15 protein-coding genes are annotated in these 18199 nt (G+C 69.0%); 5 read left to right on the top strand and 10 right to left on the bottom strand.

Going from position 1 to position 18199, the window contains the following annotated elements; all coding sequences use genetic code 11:
* Positions 1 to 101 precede the first annotated feature (101 nt).
* From mdh to BHS09_RS17750, 3 genes are all read right to left on the bottom strand, one after another.
* Positions 102 to 1046, bottom strand: coding sequence for a malate dehydrogenase (mdh, locus tag BHS09_RS17760; protein WP_140791551.1), 945 nt, complete (start codon positions 1044 to 1046; stop codon positions 102 to 104).
* 33 nt (positions 1047 to 1079) lie between these two features.
* Complete coding sequence (icd, locus tag BHS09_RS17755; RefSeq protein WP_140791549.1) at positions 1080 to 2378, bottom strand: NADP-dependent isocitrate dehydrogenase; 1299 nt, start codon at positions 2376 to 2378, stop codon at positions 1080 to 1082.
* A 278-nt stretch (positions 2379 to 2656) separates the two neighbouring features.
* Positions 2657 to 3208 carry an ATP-binding protein gene (locus BHS09_RS17750; RefSeq protein ID WP_140791547.1) on the bottom strand — a complete coding sequence of 184 codons (552 nt, stop codon included), beginning with the start codon at positions 3206 to 3208 and terminating at the stop codon, positions 2657 to 2659.
* A gap of 408 nt (positions 3209 to 3616) precedes the next feature.
* On the opposite strand from BHS09_RS17750, the gene BHS09_RS17745 reads away from it, so the two are divergent.
* Entirely contained in the window at positions 3617 to 5767 is a 2151-nt protein-coding gene (locus tag BHS09_RS17745; protein WP_237078366.1) for a hypothetical protein, read from the top strand.
* A 5-nt stretch (positions 5768 to 5772) separates the two neighbouring features.
* Positions 5773 to 6519: a hypothetical protein gene (locus BHS09_RS17740; protein ID WP_237078365.1), complete on the top strand. Its 747-nt coding sequence runs from the start codon at positions 5773 to 5775 to the stop codon at positions 6517 to 6519.
* A gap of 75 nt (positions 6520 to 6594) precedes the next feature.
* Here the strand turns inward: BHS09_RS17740 and BHS09_RS17735 are convergent, their stop codons facing one another.
* On the bottom strand, positions 6595 to 8220 hold the full coding sequence (locus BHS09_RS17735) for a bifunctional 3-(3-hydroxy-phenyl)propionate/3-hydroxycinnamic acid hydroxylase (RefSeq protein ID WP_140791541.1): 1626 nt from the start codon (positions 8218 to 8220) through the stop codon (positions 6595 to 6597).
* 492 nt (positions 8221 to 8712) lie between these two features.
* Here BHS09_RS17735 and BHS09_RS17730 point away from each other — a divergent pair, with 492 nt between their 5' ends.
* Positions 8713 to 8925 (top strand): hypothetical protein, encoded by a 213-nt coding sequence (locus BHS09_RS17730; RefSeq protein WP_020478306.1) that lies wholly within the window; start codon positions 8713 to 8715, stop codon positions 8923 to 8925.
* Between the two features lie 28 nt (positions 8926 to 8953).
* Here BHS09_RS17730 and menE read toward each other — a convergent pair whose 3' ends face one another.
* The 6 genes from menE to BHS09_RS17700 are packed head-to-tail and all read right to left on the bottom strand — an operon-like array spanning position 8954 to position 16463.
* The gene (gene menE, locus BHS09_RS17725; RefSeq protein WP_140791539.1) at positions 8954 to 10402 is read right to left on the bottom strand and encodes an o-succinylbenzoate--CoA ligase; all 1449 of its coding nucleotides are present in this window, start codon (positions 10400 to 10402) and stop codon (positions 8954 to 8956) included.
* A 59-nt stretch (positions 10403 to 10461) separates the two neighbouring features.
* Complete coding sequence (gene menC / locus BHS09_RS17720) at positions 10462 to 11622, bottom strand: o-succinylbenzoate synthase (RefSeq protein ID WP_140791537.1); 1161 nt, start codon at positions 11620 to 11622, stop codon at positions 10462 to 10464.
* A gap of 9 nt (positions 11623 to 11631) precedes the next feature.
* Positions 11632 to 12555 (bottom strand): 1,4-dihydroxy-2-naphthoate polyprenyltransferase, encoded by a 924-nt coding sequence (locus BHS09_RS17715; protein ID WP_140791535.1) that lies wholly within the window; start codon positions 12553 to 12555, stop codon positions 11632 to 11634.
* Positions 12552 to 13409: a 2-succinyl-6-hydroxy-2,4-cyclohexadiene-1-carboxylate synthase gene (menH, locus tag BHS09_RS17710; protein WP_140791533.1), complete on the bottom strand. Its 858-nt coding sequence runs from the start codon at positions 13407 to 13409 to the stop codon at positions 12552 to 12554. The genes BHS09_RS17715 and menH overlap by 4 nt, the downstream gene beginning before the upstream one ends.
* A complete protein-coding gene (menD, locus tag BHS09_RS17705) occupies positions 13400 to 15169 on the bottom strand; it encodes a 2-succinyl-5-enolpyruvyl-6-hydroxy-3-cyclohexene-1-carboxylic-acid synthase (RefSeq protein WP_140791531.1) in 1770 nt (589 codons plus the stop codon). Before menD ends, menH begins: the two co-directional genes overlap by 10 nt.
* Entirely contained in the window at positions 15153 to 16463 is a 1311-nt protein-coding gene (locus BHS09_RS17700; protein WP_140791529.1) for an isochorismate synthase, read from the bottom strand. The genes menD and BHS09_RS17700 overlap by 17 nt, the downstream gene beginning before the upstream one ends.
* Before the next feature lie 116 nt (positions 16464 to 16579).
* Here BHS09_RS17700 and aroF point away from each other — a divergent pair, with 116 nt between their 5' ends.
* Together aroF and ubiE are read left to right on the top strand one after the other, a co-directional pair.
* Entirely contained in the window at positions 16580 to 17479 is a 900-nt protein-coding gene (aroF, locus tag BHS09_RS17695; RefSeq protein ID WP_228559141.1) for a 3-deoxy-7-phosphoheptulonate synthase, read from the top strand.
* Positions 17476 to 18165 (top strand): bifunctional demethylmenaquinone methyltransferase/2-methoxy-6-polyprenyl-1,4-benzoquinol methylase UbiE, encoded by a 690-nt coding sequence (ubiE, locus tag BHS09_RS17690; RefSeq protein ID WP_140791525.1) that lies wholly within the window; start codon positions 17476 to 17478, stop codon positions 18163 to 18165. The genes aroF and ubiE overlap by 4 nt, the downstream gene beginning before the upstream one ends.
* Positions 18166 to 18199 lie beyond the last annotated feature (34 nt).

Below are 18199 nucleotides of genomic sequence, written 5' to 3'. Positions count from 1 at the left end.
CTGCAATGATGGCGTCCGGGGCAATTAGCCCGCGTCATCCACAGCATCAGGCACAGGGCCCGCCGGGTTTCCCCAGCGGGCCGCATGTGACTGTCCAGCGACTACAGCTTGACGGAGTCGACCGTCTTCTTGACCGACTGGAAGGACTTCTCCAGCTCGGCCTTCTCACTGTCGTTCAGCTCGACGGTGTGGATCTTCTCCACGCCGCCCGCGCCGATCTGCACGGGGACGCCGAAGAAGTAGCCGTTGATGCCGTACTGGCCCTCCAGCAGGGCGGCGGCCGGCAGCACGCGCTTGCGGTCCTGCAGGAAGCTCTCCGCCATGGCGATGGCGGACGCCGCGGGGCCGAAGTAGGCGCTGCCCGTCTTGTACAGGCCCACCAGCTCCGCGCCGCCCTCACGGGTGCGCTTGATGATGGCGTCCAGCTTGTCCTTGGCGATCAGCTCCGTCAGGGGCACGCCGCCCACCGTGCTGTGGCGGACGAGCGGGACCATGTCGTCGCCGTGGCCGCCCAGCACCAGGGCCTCCACGTCGCGGATGGAGCAGCCGAGCGCCTCGGCGACGAAGCACTTGAAGCGGCTGGTGTCCAGCACGCCCGCCATGCCCGCGACCATGTGCTTGGGCAGACCGGCGATCTTGTGGAGCGCGAACACCATCGCGTCCAGCGGGTTGGCCACGTTGATGACGAAGGCGTTGGGGGCGTGCTGCTTGATGTTGCCCGCCACGTCCGTCATGATCTTCAGGTTGATCTCGAGCAGATCCTCGCGGGACATGCCCGGCTTGCGGGGCATGCCGGCCGTGATGATGATCACGTCCGAGCCGGCCACGTCCTTCCAGTCCGTGGTGCCCTTCACGCGGCAGTCGTAACCGTCGACCGCGGCCAGCTGGTTGATGTCCAGCGCCTTGCCCTTGACCAGACCCTCGGCCGCCGGGATGTCGTACAGCACCACGTCACCGAGCGACTTCTGCACGGCGAGCAGCGCCAGGTTGCCACCGATCTGGCCGCCACCGATGAGGCCGATCTTCTTCTTGCCATTCTGAGCCATGGATTCGCCTCTCCTTGGTCCCCAGAGGGGGGACTACATGTTCTTGATGATGGCCTGCCCGAACTCGGAGCACTTGACCTCGGACACGCCGCTCTGCCCTTCCTGCTTCATCAGGCGGGCGAAGTCGTAGGTGACCGTCTTGCTGGCGATGGCTCGGTCCATGCCCTGGATCATCAGGTCGGCCGCCTCGTGCCAGCCCAGGTGCCGGAACATCATCTCACCGGAGAGGATGACCGAGCCCGGGTTCACCTTGTCCTGATCCGCGTACTTGGGCGCAGTGCCGTGCGTGGCCTCGAACACCGCGTGGCCCGTGACGTAGTTGATGTTGCCGCCCGGCGCGATGCCGATGCCGCCCACCTGCGCGGCCAGCGCGTCCGACAGGTAGTCGCCGTTGAGGTTCAGCGTGGCGATGACGTCGAACTCGTCCGGACGGGTGAGGACCTGCTGCAGGGTGATGTCCGCGATGGAGTCCTTGATCAGGATCTTCCCGGCGGCCAGCGCGGCCTTCTGCTCCGCGTTGGCGGCGTCCTCGCCCTTGGCGGCCTTGGTGGCCTCCCACTGGTCCCAGGTGTAGACCTTGTCACCGAACTCCCGGGCGGCCAGCTCGTAGCCCCACTTGCGGAAGGCGCCCTCGGTGAACTTCATGATGTTGCCCTTGTGGACCAGCGTGACGCTCTTGCGCTTGTGGTCCACGGCGTACTGGATGGCGGCGCGGATCAGCCGGTCGCTGCCCTCGTGGGACACCGGCTTGACGCCCAGGCCCACGTCGGACGGGAAGCGGATCTTCCCGAACTCCTTCGGGAACTCCTGCTTCAGGATGCCCAGGAACTTCTCCGCGGCGGCCGTGCCGGCCTCGAACTCGATACCCGCGTAGATGTCTTCCGTGTTCTCACGGAAGATGGTCATGTCGACCTTGTCCGGCGTCTTCACCGGGCTGGGCACGCCCTTGAAGTAGCGCACGGGGCGCAGGCAGACGTACAGGTCCAGCATCTGCCGCAGGGCCACGTTCAGCGACCGGATGCCGCCGCCCACCGGCGTCGTCAGGGGGCCCTTGATGCCCACCAGATAGGTGCGGAACGCCTCGACCGTCTCGTCGGGCAGCCAGCTGTTGACCGCCTTGAAGGACTTCTCGCCGGCCAGGACTTCGTACCAGGCGATCTTCTTCTTGCCCTTGTAGGCCTTCTCCACCGCGGCGTCGAACACCGCCTGGGACGCACGCCAGATATCGCGGCCGGTGCCGTCGCCCTCGATGAAGGGGATGATCGGGTTGTCCGGGACGGACAGCTTGCCGCTCTGCAGGGAGATCTTTTCTCCGGATGACGGGGGCGCCATGGATGTGCTCCTGAGAAGGTGTGACCGTGTAAGAATCGGCGCGGGATAGTCGAGAACCCGCCCCGAGACGTCAAGGAGTTTGGCCACGGGCTCACGCGGAACGACTTATCGGAGCCAACGGCCGGGCGCGGAATAACGGCCGGCACCCGCGAGTGCACGAAACGACGCGGCCGGCATCCCCGGCGGCTCAACGAAAAAGGAGGGCCAGGCACTGGTGGCCCGCCCTCCTCTTCCTCTTCAAGGAGTGAATCAGCGGCGGGCACGGCGGCCCGCACGGACTACCAGCTGGACATCCCCGGCGCGGGCAGCTCCACCGTCACGGTGATGCCGGAGGCCGCGCTGCTGGCCACCTCCAAGGTGCCACCCATGGACTCCGTCAGCTCCCGGGCCCGGGCCAGCTTGCGGTGCAGCGGCCCCACCAACATGGGCGACAGGAAGACAGCCTGGAGTTCCCGCGAGGACAGCGACGCCCCCGCGACCTGGACCTGGAAGCGGGGCGGCAGGTCCCCGAAGTCATCAGCGGAATCCACCATCACGCGAACGCCCTGCCCGTTCGATGCATCCGCCGCGTGCGCCAGCAACAGCAGCAGCACCTGCTGCAGCCGCCGGTGACTAACATTAGCGGGGACCGGCTCCTCAGGAAGCTCCAGGGAAACCTGCACTCCTCGCAAGCGGCGCGTGACTGAGAGGAGCTCCACCGCACCGCCAACGACCTCCGCGACATCCACTCGGAGTACGTCTGGCGAGTCCACCGGCATCAGGCCCGTGGCGCGGCCGTGAACAGGCGCTTGGAGTTGCTCCGAAGCCTGCGTCCCTCCCACAGCGTTCACGACAGCACTCATCCCTCACACCTCCCGCTCGCTGTACTGAGGGAACTCTAACGAGCCGGTCTGACGAACGCCATTTCACTACGAGAAAGTACGCACAGCCTGCCAGACTTATGACATTACAGCCGCGCAGCATCTTGGCCGTATGAGTGTGCCGTCGCGGCGAATCGCTTCGTAAGACTTGGAAGTGGGCTGCTGTCACCTACGACCCACGGACGTCCATTCCGCCAGCCAGAAAACAGCCTGACTGCACAAATCCGATTTGACTGTTCCTCGGAAATCCGTATGATACGGACCTATAGCGATTCGCCGCCTAACGCAGCACCGCTGGAGCAGGGAGGAACAACCGTGCTTGCAATTTCGACGACTGCATCAGGGGTTCCTCAGCACCGGAGAAGGGGGCGCCTGATCATGGAAGGGGGAAACCCGCTCTCCGACCGTCGGTCGGTCGAGTTCCGCAGTCGTGACGCGCTGTTCAACGTGATTCCGCTGCCGCCCGCCGAGGCCGCGCTGGATGATTCGGGCTACTCCCTGCACGGGACGGGCTCGGATGCCATCACCTGCTCCGTGGGCACGCCGGATGGCGCCATTGGCGTGGTGACGCGGCTGAGCCCCACCGTGGTGTGGGTGATGCCCAAGGGTGAGGTGGACACCTCCGACGCGCGCGGCCTGCCCGTCTATCTGTCTGGCTGTGGCGTGACGCTGGGCCCCATCCGGGGCGCCTTCATCCGCACGGACGCGGAGACGGCCGTGTCCCCGGTGGGGCTGCAGTTGGTGAACGTCTCCCTGGAGCAGGGCCGTCAAATCCTGGCGCTGCTGGCGGACGCGCTGAAGCGTGGCGTCGCGGAGCCGGCCGCGTCTGCCCTTCCGGTGCAGGACACCATCGACGAGGCCGAGCGCATCCGCGCCATCCTCCTGGCCATCAGCACCGCGGGCAACAAGGGTGTGCTGCGCCGCATGGGCCGCACCGTCCGCCTGGTGTTGGAGCGCTACAACGCGGAGACGGAGCAGCTGGAGTGGCACGCCGAGGACCCGATGAGCGACTGGGGCGAGGCGCCCTACGACATCGACGTCATCGGCCACAACAGCGCGTACCGCATGCGCCTGGAGGCGGGAACGCCGGAAGGCCAGCGCTTCACGTCGCCGCTGCCCGACGTCCTCTTCCGCATCCGTCACCGCTGGCACCGCCGCACGCCCGCGCCCGAGGGCGTGCGCGTCACCTTCCACCACCCGCTGTGGCGCGAGCAGGGGGAGATGGAGCGCGCGGTGTTGGACCTGTCCTTCTCCGGCATGTGCATCCGCTGCCGCCCGGAGGACCTGCTGTTCCCGGGCCTGCTGCCGCCCCTGCTCGAGCTCCACACGCCGGACGGCCAGTCCATCAGCCTGCGCGGTGAAATCCGCTACGTCACCAGCGCGCGCGCTGACGGCACCGTGCTGTGTGGCCTGAGCGTGTCGCCCTACTCTTCCGACGAGGCGCGCTGGGTGCGCTTCGTCTCCCAGACGACCAATCCCAACACTTGCACCAGTGATGTGCAGGAAGAGGGGCTCTGGGATGTCTTCACGCTGTCTGGTTTCTTCAGCCTGGCGAACAAGTCCTCTCAGGAATTCGACGCGCTGAAGCAAGCCTTCAGCCACATGGCCAAGCGCGCCGCGGAAGTTCCGCAGCTCTTCTGCCAGGCCGTCTGGCCGTCCGAGCGCGGCCCCGAGGCGACGCTGTCCATCATGAAGTCGTACCGGCATACCTGGATGGGACACCAGGTGGCGAAGCGCCCGGGCAAGCCCGCCCTCAAGGGGCTGGAGCCGGGCCGCATCATGCACGACCTGTACGTGCGCTGCTTCGAGCACCCGCAGAGCGACTCCGACTTCCGCTGGGCCGTGGCCTACGTGGAAGGCCTCAACCCCTGGATTGCGCGCGCGCACGTCCGCTACGGCGAGCGGCACATGGCGGCGAACCCGGAGCTGGCCTTCACGCGCAAGGTCCACATGATGGACGTCTACACGCACGAGCAGACGGGCCGGCTGCACGAGGGCATCACCATCAGCCCCGCCACCTCCGCCGAGCTGACGCTGCTGACGGACCACATCGCCCATTCGCGCCCGTCCTGCTACGTGGAGGCGCTCGACTTCACGCGCGACCGCATCGACATGCGCGCGGTGCAGGGCCAGTGGAACACCTTTGGCCTGGAGCGCGAGCGCGAAATCCTCATCGCGCGCCGCAATGGCGTGGCCGTGGGCGCCGCCGTCCTGGAGCTGGGCCAGCCGGGCACCAATCTCTACAGCCTGCTCGACATGGCACGGCTGTTCCCCCTGAGCGACGCGGGGCCGTCCACCTACGTCGCCCTGGTGGATGCGGCACGCCGTTGGTACGCCGCCCGCCACCGCCGTTCGTTCCACTACCTCTGTGAGGACGACGGTGGGCAGTACGTACAGGACGCCGGGATTCACGCAGGTCCGGACCCGTACATGTGGATCATCTCCGCGAAGCTGATCCCCGACTATCTCGAACACATCAGTGAAGTCTCCATCGGGCGCCGAAGCGCTCCCAACACTCGCCAGGGGTAATGAATATGAGCAAGCAACTCGTGGAGGAGCTGTACACGCCGAACCTGACTGCCACCCGTGAGCGCATCAAGACGGACCCCCGGCTGAAGGTGCTGCTGGACGACAAGGCGGACCCCGCGCTCTTCGAGGCCTTCCTCATCACCTGGAACTCGCTGGGCGTCTACATGACGGAGCCAGTGGACGGGTGGATTCGCCGCGCCGGTGAGGCCACCGTGAAGGTGGGACTGGACGACGTGGGCCAGAAGCTCATCGCCCACGCCAAGCACGAGGCAGGCCACCATCTGATGATGGTCGAGGACACCAAGCACCTGGTGGCCCGGTGGAACGAGCGCCGCAGCCCCAAGCTGAACGCCGAGGAGCTCATCGCCCAGCCGCCCACGGAGGCGATGAAGGAGTACCGGGAGATTCACGAGAACACCATCACCGGTGAGATGCCCGCCGCGCAGGTGGCCATCGAGTACGAAATCGAGGGCCTGTCGACGGTGCTCGGCCCCGTGATTCTCGAGCAGGCCAAGCGCGTCTGTGGCGAGGAAATCCTCCAGGGCATGTCCTTCCTCAAGGAGCACACGGAGATTGACGTGGGTCACACCGCGCTCAACGAGGTGATGCTCAACAAGCTCCTGTCGCAGGTGCCGGACAAGGCGCCCATCATCGCCAAGACGGGCGCCAGCGCGCTCGACATCTACCTGCGCTTCATGGGCGACTGCGTGGAGCGCGCCGGGAAGCTGGTCCAGTCCGCCGCCGCGGCCTGAGCCTCCCCGCGGCCCCACTTCGCGGTCGTGTGGCGCCCCGGCCCGGGCGCCTGTTGTTTTCCGTTCCCCCGCGTTTCAGCCCGCCCGCCGGACCTCCGCGCCTTTCGGACGCGAGTGAGGGCGGACGCGGCCCTTGAGCGAGCCCAGGAGGTGGCCCCGCTTGCCACCCCCTGCGACGCCGAACACGTAGCGGTCCGGCCGGAGCACCACGAGGTCGGCCGCGTACTGCGCGAACCAGGCGCCCAGCCGGCCGTCCAGGTCCACCAGCGTGTCCGGCCCGCCACTTCCCGCGCGGTCCGCCGCGGCCACCTGCCACCAGCGTGCCCCGAGTTCGTCCGCCAGGGCCAGTGCCTCGCGCTGGGCCTCCTGAGAGGCGCCTGGACGCGTCAGCACCACGAAACCCTCGCCCAGGCAGTCATCCAGCAGCGCCGTCTCCCCGTCGGGCCGCTCCACGCGTGGCTGCGGGAAGTAGGAGCCTTCCGGCACGTCCCCCTTCTCGCGTTGGGCGCCGTGCATGAAGCCCCGGCGCAGCGGCATCTGCGGCTTCACCTTGTAGTCGCGGATGAAGTCGCCCGTCACCGGCAGCCGGTACATCACCTGGATGAGCGCGTTGCGGACGCGAGCCATCACCCGCCCGCCCGACATCATCACCCGGCCCATGGCGTCCGAGCCGCGAATCACCTCCGACACGTGGCCACGCCGCTCTTCCTCGTAGGTGTCGAGCAGCGACGCATCCGCCGCGCCCGAGAGCACCAGCCCGAGCTTCCAGGTCAGGTTCGCCGCGTCCCGGAGGCCCGCGCAGAGCCCCTGCCCCAGGAACGGCGGCATCAGGTGCGCCGCGTCGCCCAGGAGGAACACGCGGCCTACCCGCCACTGCTCGGACATGCGGCTGTGGTACGAGAAGATCTTGACGGACTCCAGCTCCACCGAATCCGGGTCCAGGTAGTAGCCAATCAGCCGCCGCACGTTTTCGGGCGAGCGCGCCGCCTTCAGGTCCGCATCCGGCTCCAGGATGATGTCGAAGCGAATCTCGTTCGGCGCGGTGCGGGCGATGAACCCCCGGCGCACGGGACCGCACAGGTAGCTGGTGAAGTCGGGCTCGGGTGAGGACGCCTTCACGGTGATGGCCAGCGAGTGCTCCAGCGCCGTCGTCCCCACGAGCTTCAGGCCCAGCCGCCGGCGGATGGAGCTGTGCGAGCCGTCGCACGCGAGCAGGAAGCGCGCGCGCACATTGACGGCGCGCTCCCCCGCGACCTCCTTCACGCGAGCGGTGACTCCGTCTTCATCCTGGACGAAGGACTCCACCTCGTGGCCCAGCCACAGGTCCACATGCGGAAAGCGCTTCAGTCCCTGACGAAGCACCGCCTCCATGCGCGGCTGCTGGAAGAAGGCCGCGGGCACGTAGCCGAACGGCCGGTCCAACCGGGTGAAGTCCACCTCCGCCAGCGAGCGCAGCGAGTCATTCAGGTATTGCAGCCGCTTGCACGGATAGAAGCCCGCGCCCAGGTCGCCCACCAGCCCCGCGGACTGGAAGATGCGCTGGCCCTCGTCATCCACGCTGATGGCGCGGGACTGGCCATGAGGCGTGACTTCACGCTCCACCACCAGCGTCCGAATCCCCTGCTGTCCCAGGAGATTCGCCGCCATCGCTCCCACCGGACCACTACCCACGATGATGACATCAACGGACTCCGGAGCCATCTCTCCCTCCCGTTGCGAGTACGTGTGCTGAGCTGCCTTTGAGTCATTTCGATATCAAAATCAGCCACGACCTGGAATGTCCTGTTTTCACTCGGAAGCCGGCGTCATTCCCCACCCTCCCCCTGCGTTGTCTCTTCAACTCTTCAACGTTGGGTGTGGAAATCCTTGCATGTTTGAGTTTTGACCTTGGGAGTGAAAGGTTGCAGCCGTATCAGCAATCACGACGAGGGCACGACGCGGACGGCGCAAGAATGTCCACGTGTCCCAGGTCCGCGCAGGAAATGCAGGCCCCTCCTCGGAGGGCAGGCGGCCGCGCGGGAACACGACATCCCGGAGTGGCTTTTGAAAGATGGCGACCACGTCCCCGGGTTGAGACGGCGACCCTTGTCGGGAAATCGCCACTGGTCGCCGGCTTCAACGCGCGGCGTCGTGATTTTCGCGACTTGAAGAGGTCGGATGTGCCCGAACACTGCGGCGCGAAGGAGCACGCACATGGAATGGCTTGAGTTCTCCCGTTGGTCCCCGGAGGTCGAAAAGCAACTGGCGATGCAGGCGGCCCGACTGGGTACCTTCGAGCACCGGGGCCCGCAGGCCTCCCGTCGGTCCGGGGCTGCCACCACCGTGTCGGCCACCTGCCGGCTGAGCACCGTCCTGCGGCAGTTCCCGCGGACCAACCCCTGGGGCCACCCGATCTCGGAGTGCTGAGACAGGGCGCCCGCCCCACCCCCGTGGGTCAGCGGAGGGCGTGCCGTCTCAGGACGGTGCGCTCCACCTTCCCCATGGCGTTGCGAGGCAGCGCGTCCACCCAGACGAATCGCGCGGGCGTCTTGAAGCCCGCCAGGGACTGACGGCACCACGCCGCCAGTGCCTCTTTCCCGGGTTGCGACTGCCCCGGGCGCGGGGCGATGAAGGCCACGGGCACTTCGCCCCAGCGGTCGTCCGGGAAGCCCACCACGGCGGCTTCCTGCACCGCGGGGTGATTGACGAGCACCGCTTCCACCTCCGCCGGGTAGATGTTCTCCCCACCTCGGACGATGAGGTCCGTGCGGCGTGACAGCACGGTGAGCCGCCCCCAAGCATCCAACACACCGACGTCCTTCGTGCGCAGCCAGCCGCCCCGAACCGCCTCATGGGTGGCCTCCGGGCGCTGCCAGTACCCGGCCATCACCGTGGGCGCGCGTATCTCGATGTCGCCCTCCACCCCTGCGCCGAGGACTTCGCCCCCCACGCCGACGATGCGCACCTCGACACCCGGCAACGGGACGCCGGCGGTGCGGCCGTCCGCTTTGTCGGGGCGCTCGGTCGTTACTTGTGAGCAGGCCTCCGTCAGGCCGTACGTCTGAAGAGCTCGCAGGCCCGCGGCCCTCGCTCGTGCGAGGAGGGGCACCGGCACCGGACCTCCGCCTATCAGCGCCAATGCAAAGGAGTCCGGCATGCGCCGGTCCCCTCGAGCGTCCAGCACTCGCTCCAGCGTCGTGGCCACGAGGCTCGCGTGGGACACGCCCTCCCCGTCGATGGCCCTGTTGGCCGCATCGGCGTCGAAGCGTTCGTGCAGGACGAGGCAGCCTCCCTCGTAGGCAGTGCGAGTGAGCATGGCGATGCCCCCCACGTGGAAGAGCGGCAATGTGCCCAGCCAACGCGGGGCTGGATGCGCCCCCAGGTTGGCCGCGGACGCCCGTGAAGACGCCCGGAAGTTGCCTTCTGTGAGGACCGCTCCCTTGGGCCGGCCCGTTGTCCCGCTGGTGAAGAGCACGACCCGGGGCGACGACTCTTCCAGGGGCTGGCACGTCGAAGACCCCGTGGAGACAGCCTCCGCGAAGGACTCGAGTGGCCGGGCTCCAGGGAGCCTCTCCACCAGGGTTCCCAGCGCCAGCTTCAAACGGGGCTGGATGTCCTCCACCATGGGCGCCAGCTCCGCGGACGTGAGCCGGGCATTGAGCGGCGCCAACACCGCGCCCAGCCGGCCCAGCGCCCAGAAGAGGCACACGGAGGCGACGTGGTTCGTCGCGAGCGACGCCACCCGGTCCGAAGCTCCGACGCCCTCCGCTTCGAGTGCGGCCACCCATCGGGAGACTTCCGCATCCAGCGCTTCGTAGGACCAGGAGCGGCCCGCGAACGTCAGGGCCTCCGCCTCGGGCTGATGACGAGCGCCTACTCGAATGGGACACAGCAGGACCGACATTCCGTCACCTTGGGCTTCATTAACGGAGGCCAATCCCTGGGCTCCCGTGCGTCGAGCCATCACACCAGTGACTGGGAGTTCAGTCCGAGCCCCGGGGTGCTCGACAGGCGAATGACGCCTCGCTGCGGATGGTACGGATGACCTTCCGGCTCCTTCGCCAGCAAGCGCCCCACCGCGAGCCCGGAGGCCAGCGCTCCGGATGGCAGTGCCGCCGCGAGATGTGCCGCGCCAGCCCGAGCCACCACGCCATCAATGGAGCTGGTGACATAGGCCTGCATTCCGAGCCGCGCCGCGCGCATCGCGACCACGAGGCACGGCAACAGTCCGCCCAGCACCATGGGCTTCAACACCACCGCGCCCACCGCCGGTCCACCGCCTAGCAACGGGTCCACCGTCAGCAGAGCCCGCAGCGCATCGGGAGAAGCCAGGGACTCGTCCGCCGCCACCGTGCAGGGGGCGCGGCGCTGAACGCGCCAGAGTGCCGCGAGGTCCTCCGGCGGCGTGGGCTGCTCCAGCAACTCCAGGCCGTACCAGCCCAGCCGGTCCAGGGCGCGCTTCGCGTCGGGCTCGGACCAGCCGCCGTTCGCATCCAGCCGGAGCTTTACGTCCGGCCCTACCGCGTCGCGCACGGCCTTCACTCGCGCCTCGTCGGCGTCCAGCGGCCGGCCGGCGACTTTCAGCTTCAACGTACCGAAGCCCTCGGCCACGGCCTGCCGGGCCTCTTCCGCCAGGGCCTCGGGGGTGTCGGCGCCCAGCAGCGCGTTCACCGCCACTTCCGTCCGCGACTCCTCCGCCAGCAGCCAACACAGCGGCACACCCTGGCGTTGCGCGAGCAGGTCCAGCAGCGCCAGCTCCAGCGCGTGTTCCGCGGCCGGCATGGGGCCCACTGGCGTCACCTGACGTGCCCGGATGCGCACGCCGTCGCCTCGCGCCACGGCAGGGGGGAACGGCGACAACGTGTCCTCGATGGCCCGGACCGAGTCGCCCAGGAACTGGCCCTTCAGCTCGGACAGCCAGGCGTTCAGCGTCACGCCACAATCTTCGAGCGACTCGGTGCCGAACGCCGGCAACGGCATCGCTTCGCCCAGACCTTCGCGCCCCTCCTCGTCGAGGACGCGAACGAGGAAGCCTTCTCGTACCGCGTGCGCCCCTTGAGACGTCTTCAGGGGCTGGCGCAGCTCCAACCGGAGGGGAATGAGCGAAACCTGGGCAATCCGCATGGACTCACATCATCGCAGGTAGAGGCCCAACGCGAACAGCACTCCAAACACGAGCTGCAGTCTGGCCGTGGACCCCAGGGCCGGATTCAGCGCCGCGCCCTCCTGCCTCAGCACCCGCTGCAGCGGGGGAACCGCCAGGGGCAGGCTCAGCAGGGACAGGAACACCCAGGGGCTGGCCAGCTTCAGCGCGTACATCGCGAAGGGCGTGGCGTACGACAGCACCAGCAGCAGGATGTACTCCGCCTTCCCCACGCCCGTGCCGAAGCGGACCGCCAGGGTGCGCTTGCCAGCCTTCACGTCCGTCGTCACGTCGCGCAGGTTGTTGACGACGATGAGCATCGTGCCGCTGGCCCCCACGGGAACCGCCGCCCACCACGCCGCGGGGTCCACCGTCCCCGCCTGCACGTAGTAGGTCCCCGTCACCGCCACCAGGCCGAAGAAGATGAAGACGAACACGTCTCCCAGGCCGTTGTAGCCCAGGGGGAAGGGACCGCCCGTGTACGCGTAGCCGCACAGCAGCGACGCCAGGCCGATGGCGATGATGGGCCAGCCCCCCACCGCCACCAGGTACAGGCCCACCGCCGTGGCCAGCGCGAAGCACACACCCGCGCCCGCCAGCACGGTGCCCGGCGCGATGAGGCCACTCTGCGTCACGCGCTGAGGGCCCAGCCGTTCGTGCGTGTCGGCGCCCTTCTTGAAGTCGTAGTAGTCGTTGATGAAGTTGGTGCCAATCTGGATGAGCACCGCGCCCAGCAGCGCCGCCAGCGCGGGCAGCAGGCGCCCCACGCCCGAGCCGAACGCGAGCCCCGTGCCCACCAACACCGGCACCAGCGCCGCCGTCAGCGTCTTGGGACGCGCCGCCATCACCCAGTGCTTCACCCCGGGACGGGGCTTCACCGACAGCGGGCCCGGCGCCGGAACCGACGTGCTCACGACGTCACCCTTCCCTCGCTCACGGTCATGGGGCTGTCGAACTGCGGGGCCTCGTACCAGGGCGTCTGGAGGAACCCGAGGACTTCACGGGCATAGGCCTCCGGCGCTTCCAGGTGCGGCGCGTGGCCACAGCCTTCGAAAGCGTGGCGCCAGACCACCGGCAGCTCCGTGGCCATGCGGCGGGCAATCTGGGTGAACTTCGAATCCGCCGCGCCCGTCAGCAGGAGCGTGGGCAGCCGCTGGGCGTGCAGCGCGGGCCAGAAATCCGGCTGGACGCCCAGGCCCAGGCACTCCAGCGCACCAGCGAGACCCTCCGCCGTGCAGGCGCGGCGCTGTGAGCACAGCGCGTCCTTGCGCTCCTGCGGAAGCTGGCGCAGGCCGTCGAACAGCGGCAGCTGCTCCCAGCGGTCCACGAAGGCGTCCACGCCTCGCGAACGAATGAAGGCCGCCAGCTGTCCGTCCGCTTCACGCCGGGCCGCGCGCTCCTGGCGCCGGTGCAGCCCGGGCGAACCGCTCTCCATGATGAGCCGGCCGAAGCGGTCCGGCGCGCGCACGGCCGCCGCAAGCGCCACGCGTGCCCCCTGCGAATAGCCCAGCAGATCCACGGGCCCCTGGCCCAGCGAGTCCACCAGCGCGACGAGCGCGTCCACCGTTTCCACGAAGGCCTCACGCCCCCGCTGGTCCGGCAGCGGCGTGGCCCCATGGCCGGGAAGGTCCACCGCCACCGCGCGCACGTCGCGGCCCAGGAGCGGACGCAGCCCGTCGAAGGCCCTGCGGCTGCCGGTGAAGCCATGCAGCAACACGAGCGGACGGGAGCCCTCACCCCACGTCTCGTAGGCCAGCTTCACGCCCATGGTCCTTCTCCCAGTGAGGCCGCCATTCGAGCGAACAGCCGCCGGTGCTCATCCACATTCGCGTTGCGGTCCACGCGCACTTCCACCAGGTGGAGTCCGCCCTCCAGGCCCTCGCGCACGGCCGACCTGAGCGCAACGGGCGTCTCCGGCCGGTGGAACCGGGCGCCGCCCAGCGCCGCCGCGTGGGACAGGTCCACACCATGCGGCGTGCCGAAGAGCGTCTCGAACGTGTCCCGAGGCGCGATCTGGGCGATGGGGAGGAACGAGAAGATGCCGCCGCCATCGTTGTTCACCGCCACCACCGTGAGCGGCACTCGCGTGCGCGACGCGGTGACGAAGGCTCCCACGTCATGCAGCAACGCCAGGTCCCCCGTGAGCAGCACCGCGGGACGTCCCGCCGCCGCTGCCATGCCGAGCGCGCTGGAGACAATGCCGTCGATTCCGTTGGCCCCCCGGTTGGCCAGCACCCGCAGCGGCACTGTGCCCGCCGGCGCGAAGGCGTCCAGGTCGCGGATGGGCATGCTGCTGGACACGAAGAGCGGCGCGCCCGCCGGAAGCGCCGCCACCACCTCGCGAGCGATGCGCGGCTCGGAGAGAATGTCGGGCTGCTCCGCGAACGCGGACTCCAGCGCCGTGCGCACCCGATGCTCCGCGGCCAGGAAGCCTCGCGCCCATGGACCCGCGCCACGCGCGAGCCCTCGCGTCAGGGCCTCACAGGCCGCCACCGCCGAGCCCTCCACCACCGTGGATGCGCGGTGCGCCGGGTCGAACAGCCCGCCCCCGTCGCTGAAGAGGACGATGTCCGCGCCCGAGCCGTCCAGCCACTGCTGAGGCACCTTCGGCGTGAGCCCACCTCCGAAGCGCAACACGAGCTCCGGACGGTGCGCCTTCGCGAACGGCGCGTGCCGCAACATCGCGTCGTAATAGGACAGCGTGAGCGGGCCGCCGCCATAACGGGCCTGCGAGGTGGACTCGGCCAGCACGGGGTAGCCCGTGGCCTGCGACAGCGCGCTGATGGCCGCCGCGAATCCATCCGTTTCATCGCGCGGGCCACACACGATGACGCCGCGAGGGGTCGCGGCAATCTTACGGCGGACCTCGTCCAGGGTGGCCGCGTCCGGCACCGGCTCGGGCGGGACGATGCGCGTCAGCGGCGCACCGGCGCGTCCCGACTTCGCGAGCGCGCTCAGCGACGCCTCGGCGAAGGGCTCGGCGATGGGGGCCAGCGGCTCGCGGAACGGGACGTTGAGCTGCACGGCGCCCCGCGGCGTGCGCCACGCGCTGACGACCGCGCGGGCAACGGTGGCACGCATGTGGATCAACGCCGCGTCATGCGCCTCGGGCTGACCGAGGTCCGCGTAGAAGCGCGCGTGCTCTCCGAAGAAGCGCGCCTGTGGCACGGTCTGCGGCGCGCCCCAGCCCTGAAGCTCCAGGGGCCGATCCGCCGTCAGCACCACCAGGGGCACGTGAGACAGCGCGGCCTCGATGACCGCCGGGTAGAAGTGCGCGCCCGCGGTGCCGCTGGTCGCCACCACCACGGCCGGCGCGCGCGACTGCTTCGCGAGCCCCAGGGCGAAGAAGCCCGCGCTGCGCTCGTCGATGACGGACCACGTGCGCAGCCCCTCCGTCCCGGCGCAGGCCAGGGCCAGGGGCGATGACCGGGAACCCGGACACACCACCGCGTGACGAACCCCACCGCGCACGAGCTCTTCCAGCAACGCGCGCGCCCACAGCACGTTGAGGTTAGCGTCGGACGACATCCCCGCCTCCCAAGGCCCGCAACATGGCCAGGCTCTTCATCTCCGTCTCCCGCCACTCCGAGTCCGCGTTGGAGCCAGCCACCAGCCCCACGCCGACGAACAGCCGGGCCTTCGCGCCCTTCACGCGCGCCGAGCGCAGCGCCACCATCAGGTGCGCCCGCCCAGGCCCCACCCAGCCCACCGGCCCCGCGTACCACCCACGGTCCAGGCCTTCGTGCTCCACCAGGAACGACAGTGCGCGCTCACGGGGCGTACCACCCACGGCCGGCGTGGGATGCAGCGCCTCCACCACCTGCGCCGGCGTCACCCCCGGCCGCAGCTCGGCGCGAAACCCCGTCCGCAGGTGCACGACGTTCTTCAAGGCCAGCAGCGCGGGCTCCGCGTCCGAAGACACCTGCTCCGCCAGCGGCGTCAACGCGGTGACGAGGTAGCGCACCACGGACGCGTGCTCGCGCACGTTCTTGTCATGGCCCCGCAGCCCGTCCGCATGGCCGGGCGCGGCCGTGCCCGCCAGGGCCTCCGTCTCCAGCACCTGACCGTCCACCCGGCACAGCGTCTCCGGCGTCGCGCCCAGGAAACACGTGTCGTCCGGCGCGCGGAACAGGAAGGTGGCGCAGCGGGGATTCTGCTCACGCAGCCGCGCCAGCACGTCCACCACATCAAAGGGCGCGGGCCCTTCCGCATCCAGCGGGCGCGCCAGCACCACCTTCTGGAGGTGCCCGGACGCAATCGCGTCCAGCGCGCGCTGCACCCGCGCCTCGAAGTCCGGCCGCGACGCGCGCAACTCCAACGCCACGGGCTCGCCGCGCGCATGCCGGTACGCCTCCGGGAAGCAGGCACGGACGCGCTCCAGCCGCGAGCGCACCAGGTCCTCACCCCCGCGGCCTTCCTGCGCGAACGCCACCAGGCACACGCCGCGCGCCGTGCGGAACACCAGCACCTCGGGCAGCGTCCAGCGCGTCACACCGTGCGACGCCCACGCCGTGTCCACCGTGCCCGAGTCACCGAAACGGATGCCGCCAAACCAGGGGCCCGGCATCGACTCCGGGGCTTCGCCCAGCCAGCGCACCTGCGCGCGGCCCAGCGAGGCCAGCACGCCAGGAATGTCGGAGGCGTCCTGCGCCTCCACCACCGCCGCCTCACCCCACCCCGCCGCCGCGTCCTGCGCCAGCGGACGCTCCCAATAGACGGTCGGAACGCCCAATACGTCCGCACCCGCGAGCGGATCCACCACCGCGAGGGGCGTCATTCCGGCCACCCAGCGCTGGCTCTCAACGGGATTGTGCGTCTTCATCAGCGTTCCTCATCGGCGATTGCGTCGCAATCACCTTCGGTTGTCTTCTAAGCCATCTCGGCTATACATGCACCAAGGAGTTCAAAACCTCTTGAACTCCATGAATGGGAGGGTCCGTGGGAGGCAAGCGGCCAGACGAACCAGCCGGGTCCGGACGGGCCCCGGGCGCGCTGCGGGTGCTTCGCGTGGAGCGGCCCGAAGGCACTCGCGTGCGAGTGGGCCCCGTGGAAATCGGAGGCCCCGGGTTCGTCGTCATGGCTGGCCCCTGCGCGGTGGAAGGCGCGGAGCAGGTGCAGCACGCCGCCTCGGTGGTGGCCGCCGCGGGTGCCCATGTCCTGCGCGGTGGCGTATTCAAGCCTCGCACCAGTCCCTACGCATTTCAGGGCATGGGCGAGCCGGGCCTGCACGTCCTGGCGGAGGCCGGGCGCCGCCACGGCATGCCCATCATCAGCGAGGTGATGGAGTCGGCGCAGATTCCCCTCATGGAGGAGTCCACGGACATCCTCCAGGTGGGTGCGCGCAACATGCAGAACTACTCGCTGCTTCGGGCGCTGGGGAAGGTGCGCAAGCCCGTGCTGCTCAAACGAGGCCTGTCGGCCACGTTGCAGGAATGGCTGCTGGCCGCCGAGTACATCCTCGACGGTGGCAACGAACAGGTGATGCTGTGCGAGCGCGGCATCCGCACCTTCGAGACGGAGCTGCGCAACACGCTGGACCTGGCGGCGGTGGCCTGGGCGAAGCAGCGCTCCCACCTGCCCGTCATCGTCGACCCGTCCCATGCGACGGGCGACCCGGCGCTCATCCTCCCCATGTCGCTGGCGGCCGCGGCCGCGGGGGCGGATGGATTGTTGATTGAAGTCCACCCGAAGCCCGAGCTGGCCATGTGCGATGGGCACCAGGCCCTGACGCCCGAACGCTTCGAGACGTTGATGCGACGGCTGCCAGCCGTGCTAGACGCGGTGGACCGACACCTTTGGCGGCCGGAAAGCCCGGCCCAGGTCGTGAGGGCACGATGACTACTGAAGTCCGTGAGATGTTCTCTTCCATCGCCACGAAGTACGACGTGACGAATGAGGTCCTCTCGTTCGGCATCCACCGGCTGTGGCGCCGGAGTGCCGTCCGGCTCAGCACCGCGAAGGAAGGAGACCGCGTCCTCGACTGCGCTTCGGGCACCGGCGACCTGGCCCTGGCCTTCAAGCGCAAGGTGGGCGTCTCCGGCCGTGTCGTGGGCACGGACTTCTGCCCGGAGATGCTTGAGAGCGCCCCCGCCAAGGCGGAGAAGGCGGGCCTCCAGGTGGACTTCCAGGTGGCCGACGCGATGGACCTGCCCTTCGCGGCGGACAGCTTCGACGTGGCCTCCATCTCCTTCGGCATCCGCAACGTGGATGACCCGGTGAAGTGCCTGAAGGAGATGGCGCGAGTGGTCCGCCCCGGTGGTCACGTGGTGGTGCTGGAGTTCGGCCAGCCCACGGGCGCCTTCGGGGCATTGTTCCGCTTCTACAGCAAGACGGTGATGCCCACCATCGGTGGGCTGCTGACGGGCAACCGCGCCGCGTACCAATATTTGCCCAAGACATCCGCCTCCTTCCCGGCCGGTGACAAGTTCCTGGAGCTGATGGACCAGTCCGGGGCCTACGCGGCAAAGTCCGCGCATGCGCTCACGTTCGGCACCGCCTACGTCTATGTCGGCACCGTCCGCTGAGGAGCGGCGGCACCTCGTTGAACAGATTCTCGCC

Source organism: Myxococcus xanthus (genome assembly GCF_006402735.1).
GTDB classification, from domain to species: Bacteria; Myxococcota; Myxococcia; order Myxococcales; family Myxococcaceae; genus Myxococcus; species Myxococcus xanthus_A.
This window is presented reverse-complemented; position numbering and strand designations above follow the sequence as displayed.

Excerpts from the sequence above, each read along its gene's own strand:
- mdh (WP_140791551.1), bottom strand. The coding sequence starts at position 1,046 with ATGGCTCAGAATGGCAAGAAGAAGATCGGCCTCATCGGTGGCGGCCAG.
- icd (WP_140791549.1), bottom strand. The coding sequence starts at position 2,378 with ATGGCGCCCCCGTCATCCGGAGAAAAGATCTCCCTGCAGAGCGGCAAG.
- BHS09_RS17745 (WP_237078366.1), top strand. The coding sequence starts at position 3,617 with ATGGAAGGGGGAAACCCGCTCTCCGACCGTCGGTCGGTCGAGTTCCGC.
- BHS09_RS17740 (WP_237078365.1), top strand. The coding sequence starts at position 5,773 with ATGAGCAAGCAACTCGTGGAGGAGCTGTACACGCCGAACCTGACTGCC.
- BHS09_RS17735 (WP_140791541.1), bottom strand. The coding sequence starts at position 8,220 with ATGGCTCCGGAGTCCGTTGATGTCATCATCGTGGGTAGTGGTCCGGTG.
- BHS09_RS17730 (WP_020478306.1), top strand. The coding sequence starts at position 8,713 with ATGGAATGGCTTGAGTTCTCCCGTTGGTCCCCGGAGGTCGAAAAGCAA.
- menE (WP_140791539.1), bottom strand. The coding sequence starts at position 10,402 with ATGTCGGTCCTGCTGTGTCCCATTCGAGTAGGCGCTCGTCATCAGCCC.
- menC (WP_140791537.1), bottom strand. The coding sequence starts at position 11,622 with ATGCGGATTGCCCAGGTTTCGCTCATTCCCCTCCGGTTGGAGCTGCGC.
- menH (WP_140791533.1), bottom strand. The coding sequence starts at position 13,409 with ATGGGCGTGAAGCTGGCCTACGAGACGTGGGGTGAGGGCTCCCGTCCG.
- menD (WP_140791531.1), bottom strand. The coding sequence starts at position 15,169 with ATGTCGTCCGACGCTAACCTCAACGTGCTGTGGGCGCGCGCGTTGCTG.
- BHS09_RS17700 (WP_140791529.1), bottom strand. The coding sequence starts at position 16,463 with ATGAAGACGCACAATCCCGTTGAGAGCCAGCGCTGGGTGGCCGGAATG.
- ubiE (WP_140791525.1), top strand. The coding sequence starts at position 17,476 with ATGACTACTGAAGTCCGTGAGATGTTCTCTTCCATCGCCACGAAGTAC.